The organism is Pantoea sp. JKS000250 (genome assembly GCF_003201065.1).
Taxonomy (GTDB): domain Bacteria; phylum Pseudomonadota; class Gammaproteobacteria; order Enterobacterales; family Enterobacteriaceae; genus Pantoea; species Pantoea vagans.
In genome coordinates this window covers 3865966-3883495 of record NZ_QICZ01000001.1, presented here as the reverse complement: position 1 = coordinate 3883495, position 17530 = coordinate 3865966, and the positions used below count along the sequence as shown (strand labels likewise).

General features: G+C 56.9%; 16 protein-coding genes. 2 read left to right on the top strand and 14 right to left on the bottom strand.

What is annotated here, in order from left to right:
• Window positions 1-55: 55 nt before the first annotated feature.
• The 3 genes from BY447_RS18395 to BY447_RS18385 are packed head-to-tail and all read right to left on the bottom strand — an operon-like array spanning window position 56 to window position 1435.
• A complete protein-coding gene (locus BY447_RS18395; RefSeq protein WP_110331757.1) occupies window positions 56-415 on the bottom strand; it encodes a T6SS amidase immunity protein Tai4 family protein in 360 nt (119 codons plus the stop codon).
• Window positions 412-903 (bottom strand): type VI secretion system amidase effector protein Tae4, encoded by a 492-nt coding sequence (locus BY447_RS18390; protein ID WP_110331756.1) that lies wholly within the window; start codon window positions 901-903, stop codon window positions 412-414. Before BY447_RS18390 ends, BY447_RS18395 begins: the two co-directional genes overlap by 4 nt.
• A gap of 49 nt (window positions 904-952) precedes the next feature.
• Complete coding sequence (locus BY447_RS18385) at window positions 953-1435, bottom strand: Hcp family type VI secretion system effector (protein ID WP_013357577.1); 483 nt, start codon at window positions 1433-1435, stop codon at window positions 953-955.
• A gap of 328 nt (window positions 1436-1763) precedes the next feature.
• On the opposite strand from BY447_RS18385, the gene BY447_RS18380 reads away from it, so the two are divergent.
• The gene (locus BY447_RS18380) at window positions 1764-1997 is read left to right on the top strand and encodes a hypothetical protein (RefSeq protein ID WP_110331755.1); all 234 of its coding nucleotides are present in this window, start codon (window positions 1764-1766) and stop codon (window positions 1995-1997) included.
• A gap of 114 nt (window positions 1998-2111) precedes the next feature.
• Here BY447_RS18380 and tssC read toward each other — a convergent pair whose 3' ends face one another.
• The 10 genes from tssC to BY447_RS18325 form a co-directional block, all read right to left on the bottom strand.
• Window positions 2112-3611: a type VI secretion system contractile sheath large subunit gene (gene tssC, locus BY447_RS18375; RefSeq protein WP_003853307.1), complete on the bottom strand. Its 1500-nt coding sequence runs from the start codon at window positions 3609-3611 to the stop codon at window positions 2112-2114.
• Window positions 3608-4141, bottom strand: a complete 534-nt coding sequence (gene tssB / locus BY447_RS18370) for a type VI secretion system contractile sheath small subunit (RefSeq protein ID WP_008925979.1) — start codon at window positions 4139-4141, stop codon at window positions 3608-3610. Before tssB ends, tssC begins: the two co-directional genes overlap by 4 nt.
• Window positions 4142-4220: 79 nt before the next feature.
• A complete protein-coding gene (gene tssA, locus BY447_RS18365; protein WP_199226956.1) occupies window positions 4221-5237 on the bottom strand; it encodes a type VI secretion system protein TssA in 1017 nt (338 codons plus the stop codon).
• 16 nt (window positions 5238-5253) lie between these two features.
• On the bottom strand, window positions 5254-5970 hold the full coding sequence (tagF, locus tag BY447_RS18360; protein WP_110331753.1) for a type VI secretion system-associated protein TagF: 717 nt from the start codon (window positions 5968-5970) through the stop codon (window positions 5254-5256).
• A gap of 14 nt (window positions 5971-5984) precedes the next feature.
• Complete coding sequence (tssM, locus tag BY447_RS18355; protein ID WP_110331752.1) at window positions 5985-9614, bottom strand: type VI secretion system membrane subunit TssM; 3630 nt, start codon at window positions 9612-9614, stop codon at window positions 5985-5987.
• A gap of 3 nt (window positions 9615-9617) precedes the next feature.
• Window positions 9618-10856: a DotU family type VI secretion system protein gene (locus tag BY447_RS18350; RefSeq protein WP_110331751.1), complete on the bottom strand. Its 1239-nt coding sequence runs from the start codon at window positions 10854-10856 to the stop codon at window positions 9618-9620.
• Between the two features lie 17 nt (window positions 10857-10873).
• Complete coding sequence (gene tssK, locus BY447_RS18345; protein WP_013357569.1) at window positions 10874-12214, bottom strand: type VI secretion system baseplate subunit TssK; 1341 nt, start codon at window positions 12212-12214, stop codon at window positions 10874-10876.
• 5 nt (window positions 12215-12219) lie between these two features.
• Window positions 12220-12717: a type VI secretion system lipoprotein TssJ gene (gene tssJ / locus BY447_RS18340; protein WP_110331750.1), complete on the bottom strand. Its 498-nt coding sequence runs from the start codon at window positions 12715-12717 to the stop codon at window positions 12220-12222.
• 23 nt (window positions 12718-12740) lie between these two features.
• On the bottom strand, window positions 12741-13337 hold the full coding sequence (locus BY447_RS18335; protein ID WP_110331749.1) for an SH3 domain-containing protein: 597 nt from the start codon (window positions 13335-13337) through the stop codon (window positions 12741-12743).
• Between the two features lie 1069 nt (window positions 13338-14406).
• Window positions 14407-15927: an aldehyde dehydrogenase family protein gene (locus BY447_RS18325; protein WP_013357566.1), complete on the bottom strand. Its 1521-nt coding sequence runs from the start codon at window positions 15925-15927 to the stop codon at window positions 14407-14409.
• A 233-nt stretch (window positions 15928-16160) separates the two neighbouring features.
• On the opposite strand from BY447_RS18325, the gene BY447_RS18320 reads away from it, so the two are divergent.
• Window positions 16161-16724, top strand: a complete 564-nt coding sequence (locus BY447_RS18320) for a class I SAM-dependent methyltransferase (RefSeq protein WP_110331748.1) — start codon at window positions 16161-16163, stop codon at window positions 16722-16724.
• On the opposite strand, the gene BY447_RS18315 is transcribed toward BY447_RS18320, so the two are convergent.
• Window positions 16712-17437: a glutamine amidotransferase gene (locus BY447_RS18315; protein ID WP_110331747.1), complete on the bottom strand. Its 726-nt coding sequence runs from the start codon at window positions 17435-17437 to the stop codon at window positions 16712-16714. The two genes, BY447_RS18320 and BY447_RS18315, sit on opposite strands and share 13 nt — an antisense overlap.
• Window positions 17438-17530: the final 93 nt, after the last annotated feature.

The window sequence follows — 17530 nt, the reverse complement described above, 5'->3', positions numbered from 1 at the left end:
TTTACTGCTGATGTTTAACGCTGTAATATCCTTCGAGCTCTACCAAAAAAGAAAATTACTTTTTGTATTTATTATAGAGAGCCTCAGCATCCTGGCTTTGCGAAAGTAATGTGCATTTCATCATATTGAAGCTTCCTTTGACTGAGCCGGTCAGATCCATCTTCAAATACGCATTGATTAATTTATCGCCATCACTGAAGGCTTCAACAGGGAGATGACTTACCTCTAACCAGGCTGACGCACTTTTGAAGGCATCATCGCTGAAAGCCTTGTCAGTGGTAGCTTTACCTGCACAGCGGTTCAGAAGCCAGTTGCTGAAAATCTGCGGTTGCTTAAAGGAGTCTGGCGCCGGAGGCGTTATCGCCAGCACTGCAGGAGATAGCGTCAGAGCCAGTAACATCAGTAATTTTTTCATTTCAGTATCCACAGGGAGGCAACATCAGGAACAAAACTACCATTTTCTGCGCCACCCAGGAAGTGACAGGTATCAGAGCAGATATTGCCGTTCCAGAGTGTCACGTGCCCACGGGCATTGCTCCAGCCACTCCCCTGAAAAACAATAATCCCCTGTTTACCGTTAAATGAACCGGGTTTTGGTGACTTCACTGTCAGGTCTGGCTGACCAAACGCGCCGACTAAAAAGTCCATCATATCGTTGACGCGAAACATATAACGATTTTTGTCTTTACCCGTGACGGTCGCATAACGACTGTTTGCGGGAACAGGAACGCCAGTGTAATTAAGAACATAGCTCATTCTGATTGGACAGGCATTCTCGAAAATTCCGGCGGCGATATTTGCTTCTACTTTGCCACCCAATATTTCTCCAACCTTCTCGACGGAAACATTAACTTCTGAGAAGCGGTTCCAGGCAGCTGAAAATTGAGGTCTTAAATGTGCCATAGCAAAACTCCTTTTAAAGCCTCCCCTGAGGGGAGGCTGCCGAACAATATTACGCTTCTTTGTTGCCTTTAATGTCCCAGCCGGCGCTGCTCTCTGCGCCTTTGCCGCCGGAAGAGCTCTGCTCCCAGTACTGCTGCTTCACTTTGGATGCCTGGAAGGAGTAGGTCATTCCCAGGGTATCGCCGTTGTCGGAGCCATTGTAATTCACCGCAGTCACCAGAACGTCTTCCAGAGTGATGCGCGCATACTCAACCTGTGAACCGCCCGCTTTACAGATAGAGAGTTCAACTTTAGTGAGATGCTTACCGCTTGCGCAGTTCTTCAGCAGCGCAGTGGTGGATTTGTCGATCAGTGCATTCACGTGCAGGTCGTTGAAGTTAACTTTACCCGCACCGCCGCCGCCGCCCACAGACATGTTGCCTGGCTGAGAAGCACCCCATGAGAAAGAGGTAATATCAGTCCAGCCAGTGTGATTTGAGTCTTTCGACTCGCCAGTAACACCGTCAACCTTCATAAACATATCAATAGCCATTATCTTTCACTCTTTATTGGTTGAGATTATTGCTTTCAAAAAAAGCAAGGATATGGCAAAAAGAAAAGCATGGGGCTGAATAAAACAGTCCATATTTTACCTTTGCCTTGCTTCTGAAATATCGTGCTTAACGATATTTCAGACTTCTTGCTGCCCGTTTTTAAATCGGACAAATACTTTTAGTTAACGCTTATTTATAGCGGAACTTAATATGCAAAACCGATGACCTTCGATTTGTCTAAGATTGCAGGTCATCATTCAATAGACAGCAACCTGACGAAAAGTTTACATTAGCGGAAAGTTTCAATAGCTCAAAAAAGGAAGGAGCATGAAAAAAACCCTCTCAATTTTTCTGGCCGTAATATTTTCACTACTTTCACTTTATGCGATCGTCGATATTATCGAGTCTATATACCTTATCTCTCGCTATGAAAATTTCACTCTCTCTTCACTCGGCTTTATTGCCGGTAAAGCGCTTTTTACCACAGTTTGCTTAGTTGTGATTTTTATTCTTGTGAAAAGAATACGCAAACACACTCAGTCTGATAAAGACCGGGTATAGCATTGCACACCACTCTGCTCAGACACGTTCAGGCGAATAAATGGGTTAAAGCCGTTACAACAGGGAGAGGCGCGATGCAGTTTCAGATTCCGGCACCACGCCCATTTTCAGCCCTTAAGCATTATCATTCTTCAGTGACGGCAGCTTAGAGACCAGACGCAGCGAAACGGTCAGACCTTCCAGCTGGTAGTGCGGACGCAGGAAGAACTTCGCGGCGTAATAGCCTGGATTGTCTTCCTGCTCTTCCACATTCACCTCGGCAGCGGCCAGCGGCTTGCGTGACTTGGTCTCCTGTGAGGAGTTAGCCGGATCGCCATCGACATAGTTCATCACCCAGTCGTTGAGCCAGCGTTCCATCTCATCGCGCTCGCGGAAGGAGCCAATCTTGTCGCGCACAATGCACTTCAGGTAATGCGCGAAGCGGCAGCAGGCAAACAGGTAGGGCAAACGCGCGGCCAGCCGCGCATTGGCGGTGGCATCGGCGTCGTGATACTCCATCGGCTTCTGCAGTGACTGCGCACCGATAAAGGCGGCGAAGTCAGAGTTTTTGCGATGCACCAGCGGCATAAAGCCGTTTTTCGCCAGTTCGGCTTCACGGCGATCGCTGATGGCGATTTCAGTCGGACACTTCATGTCCACACCGCCGTCATCGCTCGGGAAGGTATGGCACGGCAGGTTCTCAACCGCTCCGCCCGATTCCACGCCGCGGATTGCGGTACACCAGCCATACTCCTTAAAGGAGCGGTTAATGTTGGCGGCCATCGCGTACGCCGCATTGCTCCAGGTGTAATTGCCGTGATCGGAACCGTCGGTCTGCTCTTCGAAATCGAAACTGTCGACCGGGTTGGTACGAATGCCATAAGGCAGACGCGCCAGGAAACGCGGCATCACCAGGCCCAGATAGCGTGCATCTTCCGACTCACGCAGGCTGCGCCAGGCGGCATATTCGGTGTTCTGGAAGATTTTGGTCAGATCGCGCGGATTCGCCAGCTCCTGCCAGGATTCCATCTGCATCACTTCCGGCGCGGTGCCGGTGATAAATGGACAGTGTGCCGCCGAACCGATGCGAGCCATTTCACCCAGCAGCTCAACATCCTGCGGGCTGTGGTCGAAGTAGTAGTCGCCCACCAGACAGCCAAACGGCTCGCCGCCGAACTGACCATACTCCTGCTCGTAAATCTTCTTGAACAGCGGGCTTTGATCCCAGCCGGCACCTTTATAGCGCTTAAGCGTACGACCCAGCTCCTGCTTGGAGATGCTCATAAAACGGATTTTCAGCATCTCGTCCGTTTCAGTGTTGTTCACCAGATAGCTCAGGCCGCGCCAGGCGCTCTCCAGCGACTGAAACTCCGGATGGTGAATAATCTGGTTAACCTGCTGCGACAGCTTTTCGTCGATCTCCGCGATCAGCGCCTGAATGGTGCGATACGCGTCGCTGGAAACGGTGACGGTGTTCTCCAGCGCCTGCTGCGCCAGAGTTTTTACCGCGCTTTCGACCGCGGCGCGTGCCTGATCGCTTTTCGGCCGGAACTCTTTGTTCAGCAGCGCGCTGAACTCATCCTGGCTGAAACTGGCCGCACCCTGCGACTGGGGTTGTTGTGAAGTCTGCGTCATGCCTGCGGCTCCTTACCTTCAGTGGCCTCATCCTGCTTAGGCAGATGGGTCAGAGCCTGCAGCAGCGTTGGGTCCTGCAGCACTTTACCAATCAGCTCTTCCGCACCGTTTTTGCCGTCCATATAGGTCAGCAGATTTGCCAGCTGGGTACGCGCTTCCAGCAGCTTGCTCAGCGGCTCGACGTTGCGGGCCACGGCATCCGGCGAAAAGTCGTCCATGCTGTCGAAAGTGAGATCGATGTTGAGCTTGCCTTCGCCGTTCAGGGTGTTGTCTACCTGGAACGCGGCGCGTGGCTTCAGCGCTTTCATGCGCTCATCGAAGTTGTCGATGTCGATCTCAAGGAATTTGCGTTCGTCGATGCCCGGCTGCGGCTCCAGCGGTTTACCCACCAGATCCGCCAGCACGCCCATCACAAACGGCAGCTGGATTTTGCGTTCCGCGCCATAAATTTCCACGTCATATTCAATCTGAACGCGAGGCGCGCGATTGCGGGCAATGAACTTCTGCCCACTGGATTTGCTTGTTGCCATGGTTTTCTCCATCAATGATGCGCGGATAATGTGTCACAGCAGGCGCGCAGCTCCCGCTGTGTGAGTGGGTCACGCCTGCTTAGTCGCGACGTCCGAAAATGGTTTCCAGCTGATGCACGCCATCGGGTGCCAGCTCGCGGATGATTTCCAGGAAGTCGCGCTCGATTAAGCGCTGTACCCGGTCGATCATCAGCGGAGCCGGATGGCTCGGCTCATGCTGGGTGAAGTAGAGCTTCACTTTCTCCAGCATCAGCTGGGCATCGGCGCGGGAACTGATCTGTACCGTGCGCCAGTCCGCGGCCGCGCGCGGCGCCGTTGCGACCGCCGTCGGGGCCGCCGCTTCTTCGGGTTGTTCCGCCGCTGCGGTGGGTATCAGCTGGCTGATATCGGTGGCCTGGCAGCGTTCAGCAATCAGCGCAATCTGTCGGCGCAGCAGGGCCAGTTCCGGCACCGCCGCGTCGCCCAGCCGTTCGGCCACGGTTTCGCAGATGGTCTGCAGCCGCTCATGAATCTGCAGCACCGCCTCAATACCGGGCTGGTCGCCGCGTGCCAGTTCGTCGATCAGACGCGGCAGGCCGCCGGGGTAGTCCGCCACCTCGGTTTTGCTGCCGTCGCACAGGGCGGCTGCATCACGCAGCGTGATACCGTCGGACGGATAGCGCAGCAGCCAGCACTGACGCACCGCGCCACTGAGTTCCGTCTTGTCACCCAGCAGTGCCAGGGCATTAATGCGGTAGAACGGGTCCTGCTCACCGTACTCTTCCAGCCGGGGCCACAGCGGCTCCCAGTAGAGCAGCAGCGCCTGTTCAATCAGCTTCAGGCCCTGGGCATAGCCCGGCAGTCCTTTCAGCTCCGTCCAGGCGTGGGTCAGCGCCAGCATCACGCGTAAATCTTTACTGCGGGCCAGCAGCGCTATCGCCAGCTTCTCAACTTTGTTCCAGTCGGCGGGTTCTGCCGGAATGATGGTGTTGCCGAACTGCTGTTCGGCTTTACCGGCACTGGCCTGCTCCATGGCCTGAAAATCGGCGTCGTACTCCAGGTTATCGCCACCGGGATTGTCATCACTGACCGGAGCCAGCAAAGCCTCTGTATTCATCGTCATGGGTGTTGCCTCAGGATTCAAACATCGGGGGATAAAGTCCGTTTCGTCCCGGCTTTGCCCCACCGGCCGGATCAAACAGCAATGAAAAAAGCTGGGCGGTGAAGTTACCGCTGTGGACCTGGGTATAAAGCGGAAACCCGTCGCTCTGATTGGTCCACCAGAAACTGGTGTAAAACTGCGGGTCGAAGTTCTCACCCGGCAGCGTCCAGTTCAGCGTTGAAGGCGTGTCGCCATACCCGATAACGTTGAGGATATCTGACGGCTCACCCGTCTCCTGCGGCGGTTGCGGCTGCGGAATGCTGATCAGCGCCTGATCCAGCTGCTCCGGCGATCCGCCACCCTGCACCACCCGCAGCAGCGTATTGCCCACCTGCTGATACCACTCGCCGGAGCGTGCCAGCAGCGCTGGCGACCACTCGGCGGGGGTGAAGTGACGCAGCGCGCAGAGCGGGTAGTTACGTCCCACGCTGTCCCGTGCCGCAATCAGGCAGCCCATCTGGATCAGCTGGCTGCCCAGCATCGGCGGCACCACAAAATTCCAGACCGGCGCGTTGAGGAACGGGCGCGACGGCGCGTTATCCCCCTCCTGACTGCTCTGCCAGTGATGCAGGCCCACCTGAAACCAGCTGGACCATTGGCGATAGAGGACATCAGGAAAGCGGCGCTTCACAAAGTCACCCGCGCTGGGCAATTTGCCGTACCAGCAGGGTGCAGCGTAATGAGTCATTGTCGGGTCCTGTTTCAGGGGCAGCTAAAGCCGGGAAGCTGGAACGGGTTACGAATGCTGCCAGGGGTAAACGACAGCGTGACCTGATGCCCCTCCACGCTGAACGTGGCTTCGCGGGTCAGGCCGCCGGCCGCGGTAACACGGGCGCGATCGAAGAAGCGATTGAGTGCCCAGGGCCCACTGGTCACCAGCGTTGAGGTAGTGCCGTTGGTCAGGCCCAGCTGCATGCGCACCTGGCTGGTGCCGCCCGGACCGGGCCAACTGACCATCTGTACCGCCTGCGGCCCGTGGCTGTAACGCAACTGCTGTCCATCCACATCCAGCGTCAGGTTAAGAATGTCATTGTCCATTTTTACGGTGCGCAGCGTGACGCGGAAGCCTGGCGTGGTCGCACCGTTAGCAAAGAACGCATCGCGGATTGACTGCGCCTGCTGGAAAGGACGCAGCAGCGCTTCGCCGCCCGGCAGCGTTTTGCCGTCGATACCAGGCGTAAAGCGCCATGAGGCGTTGGTGGTGTCGACTTTGCTGGCCAGGTTGTCGCGGAAGAAGCTGTCCATCATGCCGCTGCCGGGGGCGAACATCCGTGCCAGATCGTCGGGTGTCACCTCACTGCGTGCGGAACGCACCAGCGGATAACGGCCGGCGATCGCCTGACGACAGAAACTGCCCACTTCCATGGTGATGCGTTTACGGACGTTATCCATGTCGCGGCGCTGTGCATCGCTGCTGGCCCCGACCGCCATGCTGGAGACCATATTCTGCAGCGAACCGGGCAGACGTCCGGCGCTAGCCTGCAAACGACTGATCGCATCGCTGGCCGGTGGCGGCATCCCGCTGTTGGCGGCATCCTGCACCGCCGTGAGGTAACTATAGAGATCGTCAATCTGGTGCAGGAAATCATCCACCGCCAGCACCTTGCTGCCCTGCTGTAATGGCTGAGCCAGCTCAAGCACAGGCGCAAAATGCACGGCAACCGCCTGCTCCGGTGACGCCTGCGCTGCCGCCTGTCCACGCGCCGCAGCCGCTTCGGGCGAGGTAAACAACGCTTCAAGGGTGCGGGTGGCGCTGTTATCCGACGGCTTTGCCGCCTGCGCCGTTTTCTCATCGGGCTGCGCCCGGTTCAGCGTCAGCAGGTTACTGAGGTTGATGACCAGCTGGCGCAGCGGCGAGTGGTTGCCCGACAGCAAGCGCGCGGTGTTAATACGCTGCGAGAGATCGGCACTTCTGTTGAGCTGGATATCGCTCAGGAACTGCTCCCACTGACGGATGTAGTCCTGCACATAGAGCTGGCGCACCGCGAGATCGGTCTGCTCACTCTTCTGCTGCGGCGCAGCGCCGTCCAGCACCCAGAGATCGTCCTGATAAAGCGCCTGGGTCACCGGACCAATCTGCTTGTCCACATGCTGCCAGTAGCCGTCCGGCGTATAGAGACCTGCCACACCGTCATTAACCGATTTACCGCTTTTACGGGAAAACACCAGCTCGCTCTGGGGACCGCCCAGCGCCGCCAGCGTCACCGGTTGCAGGCTGTCATCACGTTGCAGCAGGCGCTTCAGGCGTCCATAGACGCGCTGTGACAGCGGCATCTGATTAATCAGCGCCTGCTCGCGCTTTACCAGCGCGTCATCCTTCGCATATGGCGACGAGTGAATCTGCGTCTCCAGCAGCTGTTGCAGATGCCACGCCAGCTGTTTTACCTGCTGCTGTGTCACGTTCTGCGGCAGCTCGCGCGACAGGTTAAGCATCAGCCATGCCTGCAGGAACTTGCCATCGTAGTGCTTCGGCTGATAGAGCATCTGATACGCCTTCAGCGCTTCATAGCTGTAGTCAGCGTCGCTGCCGTTGTCATTGCGCAGCCAGCGGGTGATGTTCTGCGCCACCTGCGGCAACAGCAGCTGCTTCAGCGCTTTGTCGTAAAGCGCACGCGTCGCATCGCTGACCTCGGTGCCACGATAAAGACCCATACGGCGCGTCAGCGGCGGCGATTCCAGCGAGAAGTCGGCGCTTTCCGGCAGGTGCAACAGGGTGTTGAGATAAGGCACCAGCGCAAAGAGATCGCCGTTGACCTGCTTCTGAAGCTGGTCGCCCAGCTGCTCCACCTGCGGCGCTTTAGCGGCCATCTCCTGCAGATAGGCTTTGTTCTTGCTGTAGCTGGTGAGCCACAGACCGCCCGCGACCAGTAGCAGCAACAGCAGCGCCAGATAGCCTGACCAGAGTCCGGCGCGATTGCGCAGCTCCCACCAGCGGTTGCTGCCCGCCAGACCCGACTCCTGGAAAACCACATTTTCCAGCACGCCTTTGAGGAAGAAACTCTGCCCTTTGTTCTGCGGAATCGGGGCGTCCTTATCGACCTGATCCCAGCTGCCTGATTCGCCCGTCTGCTGGCCTGGCAGATTCAGGGCACGGTTCAGCTCGCCCATTACCCGGTCAAACGGCAGACCTTCCTGGGTGCCGCTGGCAAAGTAGATGCCGCGTGGCGCGAACTGGGTTTCAAAATCGGAGCGGGCGAACAGCGTGTCGAGCGCGTCGGCCAGCAACGGACGCAGTGCAGCGAACTCCTGCGGGAAGAGATAGCTTTCGGCACGCGCCTGCGCGTCGCTCTCCGTCAGCAGCCGATCGGCCAGTCCGGCATCGAGCCGCTGTTGCAGCAGGGAATACTCCTGCCGGAACTGGCTGTTCAGCTCGAAATCGGCGGCGGATGCCTTCGCCCACGGAAAGGTGAATCCCCAGATCTGTTCACGCTGCGCTTTATCCAGCGAGGCGAAGTAGCTGCGGAAACCTTTGAGCAGGTCTGCTTTGGTGACCAGCACATAAACCGGGAAACGGATGCCGAGACGATCGTGCAACTCCATCAGACGCTGACGCAGCGCCAGCGCCTGGTTGCGCAGTGCCTCGGGCGACTGACTCAGCAGATCGGAGACGCTCAGGGTGACGATGACGCCGTTGATCGGCTGACGTCCGCGATATTTACGCAGCAGATCGAGGAAATGGTGCCATTCGCTGGCATCCCGCTCCTGCTGACTCTCCTGGGTGCTGTAACGCCCGGCGGTATCGAGCAGCACGGCGTCATTAGTAAACCACCAGTCGCAGTTGCGGGTGCCGCCAATGCCGCGCAGCGCTGACTTGCCAAACTTATCCGCCAGCGGAAACTGCAGGCCCGAGTTGACCAGCGCCGTCGTTTTACCGGCACCGGGTGCGCCGATGATCATGTACCACGGCAGCTGATAGAGATACTGACGACCAAAGCGCTGCGCCCAGAACGGCGTGCCTTTGCTGCTGTGGCGCTGGAAGTGCGCCTTTCTCAGCATTTCAGTAGCTTCGGAGAAACGGCCCGCCAGCACCTGCTCTTCACTGGTCAGACGCTGACGATCGGCTTCCGGCGCATCGCTTTTGCCGGTTTCCAGACTCGACATCAGCTTGCGGTTAAGCCAGTAATTGTATAGCCGTGGAATCGCCTGCCCCAGTCCCCAGACCAGATAGAGCAGCGCGATACTGATCATGCGGTTCTGCTCTGGCTCAAGTGGCCGCGAATCAACGATAGAGAAGACCGGGCCAATCACCCAGATGATAAAAGAGAGCGCGGTGATGCCGACAAAGCCCCACGCAAGGCGGCTGGTCAGCACCGCAAACAGAATATTCAGCATGGATCAGTTCCCTCTCGCCAGGCCGTTGAGTTCGGCATGCGTCGCATCCGGCGCCACCAGCAGTGTGATTTCAACACGACGGTTACGCGCGCGATTTTCTGCGCTGGTGTTCGGCACCAGCGGATTGCTTTCGCCGCGCCCTTCCGCTTTCACCCGCGACGGCTGCGCCAGCTGCTGTTGCAGCAGGGTCTGCACCGAATGGGCGCGCGCCAGCGACAGCTCAAAGTTGGAGGCGAAGCGCGCGCTGCGGATCGGCACGTTATCGCTGTAGCCAATCACCTGAATCTGGCCGCTGACGTTGTTCATGGCCGCCGCGATGCGCCGGATCACGTCAATGTAGCCGCCGCGCACTTCGGTCGCCGCCGAAGCAAATAGCCCATCCCCTTTCAGCGTCACCACGCTGCGGTCCGCTTCATCACGCACCGCCACCAGCCCGGCATCAATTTCCGGCTTCAGGAAGGCGCGCAGATTCAGCGTGGCAGGCGGAGGCGGCGCCGGGTTGCCAATCTTCACTTCCGGCAGCGCCGTCTGATAGATGCGGGCCAGCACCGGCGAGGTGTAATCACCCAGACGCCAGTTGAGCACGATGTAGAACAGACAGGCGGCCAGCCCAGCCACGGCCGCACAGGCCCACAGCGGGATCATCGGCCGCCATAGCTTGCGCAGCACCGGCTGATCGGTGGGATGCGGTGACAGCGCCGCGGCGTAACTGCCGCGTACGCTTTTGATCATCTGCAGCAGGCGCTGTTTGATGGTCTCCAGCTGCGAGCGGCCATTGTCCAGCACCCGGTAGCGTCCTTCGAATCCCAGCAGCAGGCAGAAGTAGATCAGCTCAAGCATCAGAATGTGACGTCTGGGGTTCTGCGACAGCTTCGCCAGCAGCTGGAAAAACTTCTCGCCGCCCCAGGTTTCGTTGTGAAAGGTGACCAGCAGACCGTTGCTGGTCCAGACGCCGCGACTGCCCCACGGCGTCAGCGCCGCCGCCTCATCCAGCGCGGTACAGAGACAGTAGCGCGCGCCGATGATCACTTCGTAGCCGAGGCCCGACTGCTGGCAGCTCAGCTCAAAGCGGCGGATCTGGTCGATCAGCTGCTGACGCAGTTGCGCCGGGTCTTCATGCGACACCGAATGGCGGATCTGTGGAATCGCGTTAATCAGGGGGTTGGCCGCCGCAACCAGCACATTCTGGTGGCTGGCATCCGGCGCAAGATCGCTGTGTGAATGTTGTTGTTCCTGCATCATGCTGCGTGCTCAGTTTATTATTCTGACTGACTGCGGATGGCCCAGAACTCCATGTTCAGGCCCGGAAACTCACCGGCAAGATGCAGCGCAAAAGCGCCCGAGCGCTCCATCTCTTTCCATAGCTCGCTGTTCTTATCCAGTTCGAAATAGCTGTATCCGGCATGCCACGGGATCTGCGGCGGCGCGCCGGGCATCGCCCGAAGTGCCAGACCCGGCAGCTGCAGCTGCACCAGATCGCGGATTTTGCTGACCGGCGCGACTTTCATCTGTGCCGGGAAATGGGTTTTCAGAGTGTCGGCCGGCACGCTGGCTTTCACAGCCAGCACAAAGCCGAACTCATGCACCATGCTGCTCTCCGGCACGGTAGCGACGTTAAGGCCGTGCGAACGCTGCGTCAGTGGCAGCTGAATGGCGCTCTCCTCCATCACTTGCGACAGACCCTGACGCAGCAGCAGCGACAGACGGCTGAAGCAGTTATGCAGGTCATCATGATCGTAGAGCGGCAGTCCTTCCGGCGCGCGCGCGGGCGTCCAGGTACTCAGCTCTGCGGCCAGTTGCAGCCAGTGGCTGTAGAGGGTTTCAGGATGCAGCAGCGGCAGATGTTGCAGATGGCTGTGCAGGCCAAGCTGACGATTGAGCAGCGCCAGCAGCATAAAATCGACCATATCGGCGCTGTTGAAGCGGCCGGTGCCGGGTGCACGCTGACTCAGCTGCTGGCTGCGCTGCTGGATAAGCCCGTGCAGGTCGTTAAACATGTTTTGCAGCGGACGGCTGCTGTTCAGAGTCAGCATCGGCGGGATGTAGTCGCTGTCGAGCCGGATATGGTTGTCGCTGCGTTTTTCAATGACCTGCGCAACGCCCATCGCGGTCCACTCGGCGGTCAGATCCTGCTCCAGCATCAGCCGCAGGCGCAGCTTGCCGAACTGTACCGTCGCGCTGCCTACGGCCTGGGCGTTGTCATCTTCCACTTCCGCTTCCCAGGCCAGATAGCGCGCCAGAGAATCCTGCGACTCCTGGAAAGCGACGGCTTCGCGGCCATTGCGACGGGTCGGTATCGCCAGCACCACTTTGCTGCGGTCAACAGAAGCTGGCAGATCAAGCGGTGCCGGGCCATGTTGCGGCTGGCTGAAGGCGAAAAACGTGCCGTCTGGCAGACAGCCGCTGGCCGCACTCAGCGCCAGTTTCCCCTGACGCAGCAGCGCTTCATCAAACTCCAGATCGTAAAAGCCCCAGGTGTAGACGCGCTGTGACTGACCCCATTCACGCAGGGTGCTGAGAAGATAATTTTCTGACTGCTGGAAATGGTGAGGACGCAGAAACATCCCCTCGGTCCAGACGACCTTTTCGGCTCTGTTCATCGACATCACTGTTTTTCCACGCGAAGGCCATTAATTCCCGCCACGATGCGCGCATTCAGCTCGCTATCGTCACGTTTCCAGAATGCCCAGAATGAGGGCGACTCCCCTTCGGGAACCGGCAGCGACAGTCGCCACACCTTGCCATCCAGCGCCTGATATTCCGCCATGATGCCGATGAAGCGCGCCTCAGGCAGGCTCTTAATCCGCAGCGTTTTGCTGCGCTGCTCTGGCGTCAGGAAGAATTGCTGGGTGTTAAGCTGCGCACTGCCCAGCACCGTTGCGGACTGGTTTTGCAGGGAGAAGAAGTCTGCTGACATGAACTCCGCATCGGAGCTTAGTAACACCACACGGACCTTCAGCGGCGCACCGCCGTTAAGCTGATTCTGCCCCTGAACGTCCAGGTTGTAGTAAGCCACCGGCGGCGTACTGCTACTGCTGCAGGCCGTCAGCAGCCACATCAGCAGCACGATCAGCCCACCGCGCAGTTGTGTTGTTCTCATCATCCAGCCCTCCCTGCTCAGTGCGATTAGTTAATGATCCAGGTTCCGTTAGTGCTGTTCTGACAGGCAGTGCTGTCACCGTTAACCGCGACGCAGGTTTTCTTCTTGCTACTGCTGCGCACGCGGCGTTTCGGCTGATCGGCTTTGACGGTCTGATCGTAGAGTGCGCTTTTCACCACGGCGCGGAATGGCACATAGCCTGTCAGCTGGACGGTTGACTGCGGCGCGGCAGACTGACGTGCATCTTTGACACTGGCGGTAGCGTTGTCTGGTTGAGGCTCTGCTGCCTGAGCCGGTTCACCCAGCGCCAGCCAGTTGTTCTCGACCTGACCAATCACGGTGTAGGTTTCGCCGGTTTTCAGCGTCTCCACTACCTTGCCGCCGTAGCCTGGCTGGCTCATTACCGAACCGGGATAGAGCGCGCGATAGGTTTCATTGACCGGACTGAACTGCGCTGGCGGTTTTACGGCATAACGGTGACTGATCGCCACACCGTCCACCGTGCTGGTGACCAGGGTGTCATCGGTCATTTTTGGCGGGGTTTTACAACCGGCGACTGAAAAAACAAACATCAGGCCTAACGCAACGCGGAGCTTCACCATTTTTTTCATGTTGTGTTCCATTCATACCTTGGAGAGTGGCCAGAGGCCGGGTGTCAGTAATGAAAATCGGAGATGTCATCTGCACAGGAAGCCACTTAGTGCCAGATTAAAAAATAATCCTTAAACAAAAAGCGCCTAAGCGTCTTGCTGCGAAACGTTAACCGATCAGCAAAAGTTAAGTATAAAAAAGCAACATCGGGGACGTAAACGGGAAAAGGGAGGAATCTGACCTGGCAAACAACGATCAGAAACATGATCAATTTTTTCCCGGCAAATTTAAGAAGGTGGGGTAAACCCAAGCTTTCCTTATGCCATCCCTGGTCGAAAAACCGGCGGATTGAATTAAGCCGATAACCGTGAGTCAATTATCCGGCAGTAAGAAATGACACATTACGCCCGAATAATCTTCATTATATTTGTTTATTTTCAGTGACTTATGACTTTACTGAAATTTCATAGCTACCGCACGAGTCAGGTAGATCCTGCCCGTGGTTCAGAGATTACAATCCATGTGTAAATATTAGCTGCGAGTTTACAGAAGATTGACAAAATTTCAACGGCCCACTTTCAGAAGAATTTACTCAAGTAAACCTTAACAAATAAAGTTAATACAAATAGGTGTTACTTTTAAGCACACGGTTAGGACTAATCTTAACAACTTGCGAAAATATGAAGTTTTTTTGCACATAAATAAGTTTCCTCTGAGATTGCCATTAAAATTACTCATGTTTTGAATGGTTCTGATTTAAGGCAAATTTCAAAGTTTTTATGTCGTACAGGCAGTCTGCAACTATGCTGAGTCGCAAGGGGATATTTATATATTTATATAAATATCAATACCTTATACGGACTTACAGTGAGGGGGATGTAAACCAGGCAGGGTGGGGATTGGAAGGGGTTAAGCGAAACGTTAATCAGGCCAGATGCGCTTTCAGACCAGACTGATTAATTGTTCTTTACCGGTTCGCTTTTAAAAACTGGCTACCAGATATTTCCTAACGGGTTTCGGCCTTTTAACCAAAAAAAAACCACGCAGTAGCGTGGTTTTGTGAGACAACATGCCGGGTTAGTCCGGCATCTTTTAAGACCATCAGAAGAAGCCCAGCGGCTCAATACTGTAGCTGACCAGCAGGTTTTTCGTCTGCTGATAGTGATCGAGCATCATTTTGTGAGTTTCACGCCCGATGCCCGACTTCTTGTAGCCGCCAAAGGCAGCGTGCGCCGGATAGAGGTGATAACAGTTTGTCCAGACGCGCCCCGCTTTGATCGCCCTGCCCACCCGATAGGCACGGTTGATATCGCGGGTCCAGACGCCGGCACCCAGGCCATAAATCGAGTCGTTGGCGATGCTGATCGCTTCCGCCTCATCTTTAAAAGTGGTGATGCCGATCACCGGGCCAAAGATCTCCTCCTGGAACACCCGCATGCTGTTGTTACCTTTCAGCAGGGTTGGCTGGATGTAATAGCCGCTGTTGAGTGAGTCATCCAGCTTCTCTACGCCGCCGCCCACCAGCACTTCTGCGCCCTCCTGCCGTGCCACCTCAAGATAAGAGAGGATTTTATCGAACTGCTGCTGCGACGCCTGCGCGCCTACCATGGTATCGGTGTCCAGCGGGTCACCGCGTTTGATGGTTTTTACCCGCTTCATCACCGCCGCCATAAACGGCTCGTAGATCGACTCCTGCACCAGCGCACGCGATGGACAGGTGCAGACTTCGCCCTGATTCAGGAAGCCCAGTACCACGCCTTCGGCCGCTTTCTCAATAAAGCTCTCCTCCGCCTGCATGATGTCTTCAAAGAAGATGTTCGGTGACTTGCCACCCAGTTCGACCGTCGAGGGGATCAGACTTTTGGCGGCCAGCTCCAGAATGTGCCCGCCAGTAGCGGTAGAGCCGGTGAAGGCGACCTTGGCGATACCGGAATGGGACGCCAGCGCCTCACCCGCCTCTTTACCAAAGCCGTGCACCACATTCAGCACGCCCGGTGGCAGCAAATCTTTAATCAGATCGACAAAGATAGTGATCGACAGCGGCGTCTGTTCAGCCGGTTTCAGCACCACGCAGTTCCCTGCGCCCAGCGCCGGAGCCAGTTTCCAGGCCGCCATCAACAGCGGGAAGTTCCATGGGATAATCTGCGCCACCACGCCCAGCGGCTCATGGAAATGGTAGGCAGCGGTGAACTCATCAATCTCTGCCGCGCTGCCCTCCTGCGCCCGGACACAACCGGCAAAGTAGCGGAAGTGATCGACCGCCAGCGGCATATCGGCCGCCAGCGTTTCGCGCACTGGTTTACCGTTATCCCAGGTTTCATAGACCGCCATGGTCTCCAGATGCTGTTCCAGCCGATCGGCAATTTTCAGTAGCAGCAGCGCGCGTTGTTGCGGTGAGGTCTTGCCCCAGGCGTCCGCTGCCGCTGCCGCGGCGGCCACCGCGTTATCCACATCGGCCGCGTCTGAGCGCGGAAACTCACCGGCCGCAGAGCCGTTTACCGGCGAGGTGTTAGTAAAGTAGTTACCCTTCACCGGCGCGACGAATTCACCATTAATGAAGTTGCCATACTTCTTCTGTAGCGTAATCAGAGAACCCTGTTCTCCGGGGGCAGCGTAACGCATGATCATTCTCCTGACAGGTGACTGACGTAACAATGATGAAACTTATTATTAACATGAAGGATCATTGTGAGCCTGTCAGGTCTGTTAACCGGAAACTGTGACCGCCTCGAAGGAATAGGCGTTTACGCTGCGCTTAGAGAAAATTCCGACTTTTACCCGAAAGCGTAGTCAGAGAGAAACTTGTGCGGCACAAAGGGGGTCAACCTGAGGATGAATTCATTCCGGAGATAAGCATGCTGGCTTCAGCTTTTACCCAGATGCGCGCTAAAGCCAATTTCGTGCATCAGTTTATACGCAATCCGCGCAAGATGGGCAGCATTACCCCCTCGTCAGAGGCGTTGTGCCGGACGATGATTACGTCGGTGAAATGGCCTGAAGCGGCGCGCATAGCGGAACTTGGCGCGGGTGATGGCGTACTGACCCGACAGATACTGGCACACATGGCACCCGACTCAACACTGGATGCCTTTGAAATCTGCACTACGCTGGCAGACAAGCTAACCGCACTGGAGGACCCGCGCATGACCGTGCGCACCTGCTCTGCGGAGTATCTGAACGGCAACTATGACGTGATCTTCTCCGGCCTGCCGCTGCTCTCATTACCGCCCGAACTGCGTGAAGCCATTCTGCGAGCGGTTTATAACGCCCTTGGCCCGGACGGTGTTTTTGTGCAGTTCCAGTACACCTCACTGACCCAGCCCGATCTGTCGCGTTACTTCACCTGGGAGCGCCAGCGGGTGCTGAAAAACGTGCCACCCGCGTGGGTCTATCGCTGCACGCGTCACTACGCGCCCTGAGCACGCTCCACTGCCGGGCGCGTCTGTTGCCAGAACGTCACCAGTAACTCGCGCGCCCAGTCTTTGCCCTCAATCTCGTTGGCCCCATCCTCTTTGCAGCCTGGCGGCGTACAGACACTCATAATGTGCCGTGAAAATTCGGGATGGAACTGTACCGAGATTGCCTGCGGTGAATAACGCACAATCTGACAGCCATCGCGCGCAGAAGCGGCCAGCACCTGCGCCCCGGACGGCGCACTGACGACCGACTGACGATGCGACAACCAGACGCTGAAGTCGGCGGGCAGCTTCTGCAGCAGCGGATCGCGCTGGGTCTGATCGGAGCAGCGAATGGGTAACAGACCGCGTTCCCAGCCGTTGGGATTGTCTGCCACCTCACCGCCCAGCGCATACGCCATCAGCTGATGGCCGTAACAGACACCGAGCAGCGGCAGACCCTGATCAATCGCCGCTCTGACCCAGGCGGCGCTGCGCTCACTCCAGTCGGCGTGATCGGTGACCATCGCCCATGAACCGCTGAGGATCGCGCCGGAAATCTGATCAAAATCGGGTAAGGCTTCGCCCAGATGAGGCCGCACAATCAGGTACTCATCGGGTTGCAGATTCAGTGCATCAATAAACCAACGCGGCTGTTCACCAATCTCTGAAACGACGTTTGCGGGTGGGACTTCAAGCTGAATCAACGCAAGGGGTAAGGCGGACGTATAGGTCATACCGAATCGGTTCCTTTAAGAAGTCGTTTCAAATCAGTCTGCCAGCATCACGCCCGAAAGTCTCATCAGGTTGCGCCGCAATTGCAGAAAATT

Bases quoted from the DNA above. Each gene is read 5' to 3' on its own strand.
- tssB (WP_008925979.1), bottom strand. From the start codon at position 4,141: ATGGCAACAAGCAAATCCAGTGGGCAGAAGTTCATTGCCCGCAATCGC.
- BY447_RS18395 (WP_110331757.1), bottom strand. From the start codon at position 415: ATGAAAAAATTACTGATGTTACTGGCTCTGACGCTATCTCCTGCAGTG.
- tagF (WP_110331753.1), bottom strand. From the start codon at position 5,970: ATGACTCATTACGCTGCACCCTGCTGGTACGGCAAATTGCCCAGCGCG.
- BY447_RS18335 (WP_110331749.1), bottom strand. From the start codon at position 13,337: ATGGAACACAACATGAAAAAAATGGTGAAGCTCCGCGTTGCGTTAGGC.
- BY447_RS18320 (WP_110331748.1), top strand. From the start codon at position 16,161: ATGCTGGCTTCAGCTTTTACCCAGATGCGCGCTAAAGCCAATTTCGTG.
- BY447_RS18385 (WP_013357577.1), bottom strand. From the start codon at position 1,435: ATGGCTATTGATATGTTTATGAAGGTTGACGGTGTTACTGGCGAGTCG.
- tssA (WP_199226956.1), bottom strand. From the start codon at position 5,237: ATGAATACAGAGGCTTTGCTGGCTCCGGTCAGTGATGACAATCCCGGT.
- tssC (WP_003853307.1), bottom strand. From the start codon at position 3,611: ATGACGCAGACTTCACAACAACCCCAGTCGCAGGGTGCGGCCAGTTTC.
- BY447_RS18380 (WP_110331755.1), top strand. From the start codon at position 1,764: ATGAAAAAAACCCTCTCAATTTTTCTGGCCGTAATATTTTCACTACTT.
- BY447_RS18325 (WP_013357566.1), bottom strand. From the start codon at position 15,927: ATGCGTTACGCTGCCCCCGGAGAACAGGGTTCTCTGATTACGCTACAG.
- tssJ (WP_110331750.1), bottom strand. From the start codon at position 12,717: ATGATGAGAACAACACAACTGCGCGGTGGGCTGATCGTGCTGCTGATG.
- tssK (WP_013357569.1), bottom strand. From the start codon at position 12,214: ATGAACAGAGCCGAAAAGGTCGTCTGGACCGAGGGGATGTTTCTGCGT.
- tssM (WP_110331752.1), bottom strand. From the start codon at position 9,614: ATGCTGAATATTCTGTTTGCGGTGCTGACCAGCCGCCTTGCGTGGGGC.
- BY447_RS18350 (WP_110331751.1), bottom strand. From the start codon at position 10,856: ATGATGCAGGAACAACAACATTCACACAGCGATCTTGCGCCGGATGCC.
- BY447_RS18390 (WP_110331756.1), bottom strand. From the start codon at position 903: ATGGCACATTTAAGACCTCAATTTTCAGCTGCCTGGAACCGCTTCTCA.
- BY447_RS18315 (WP_110331747.1), bottom strand. From the start codon at position 17,437: ATGACCTATACGTCCGCCTTACCCCTTGCGTTGATTCAGCTTGAAGTC.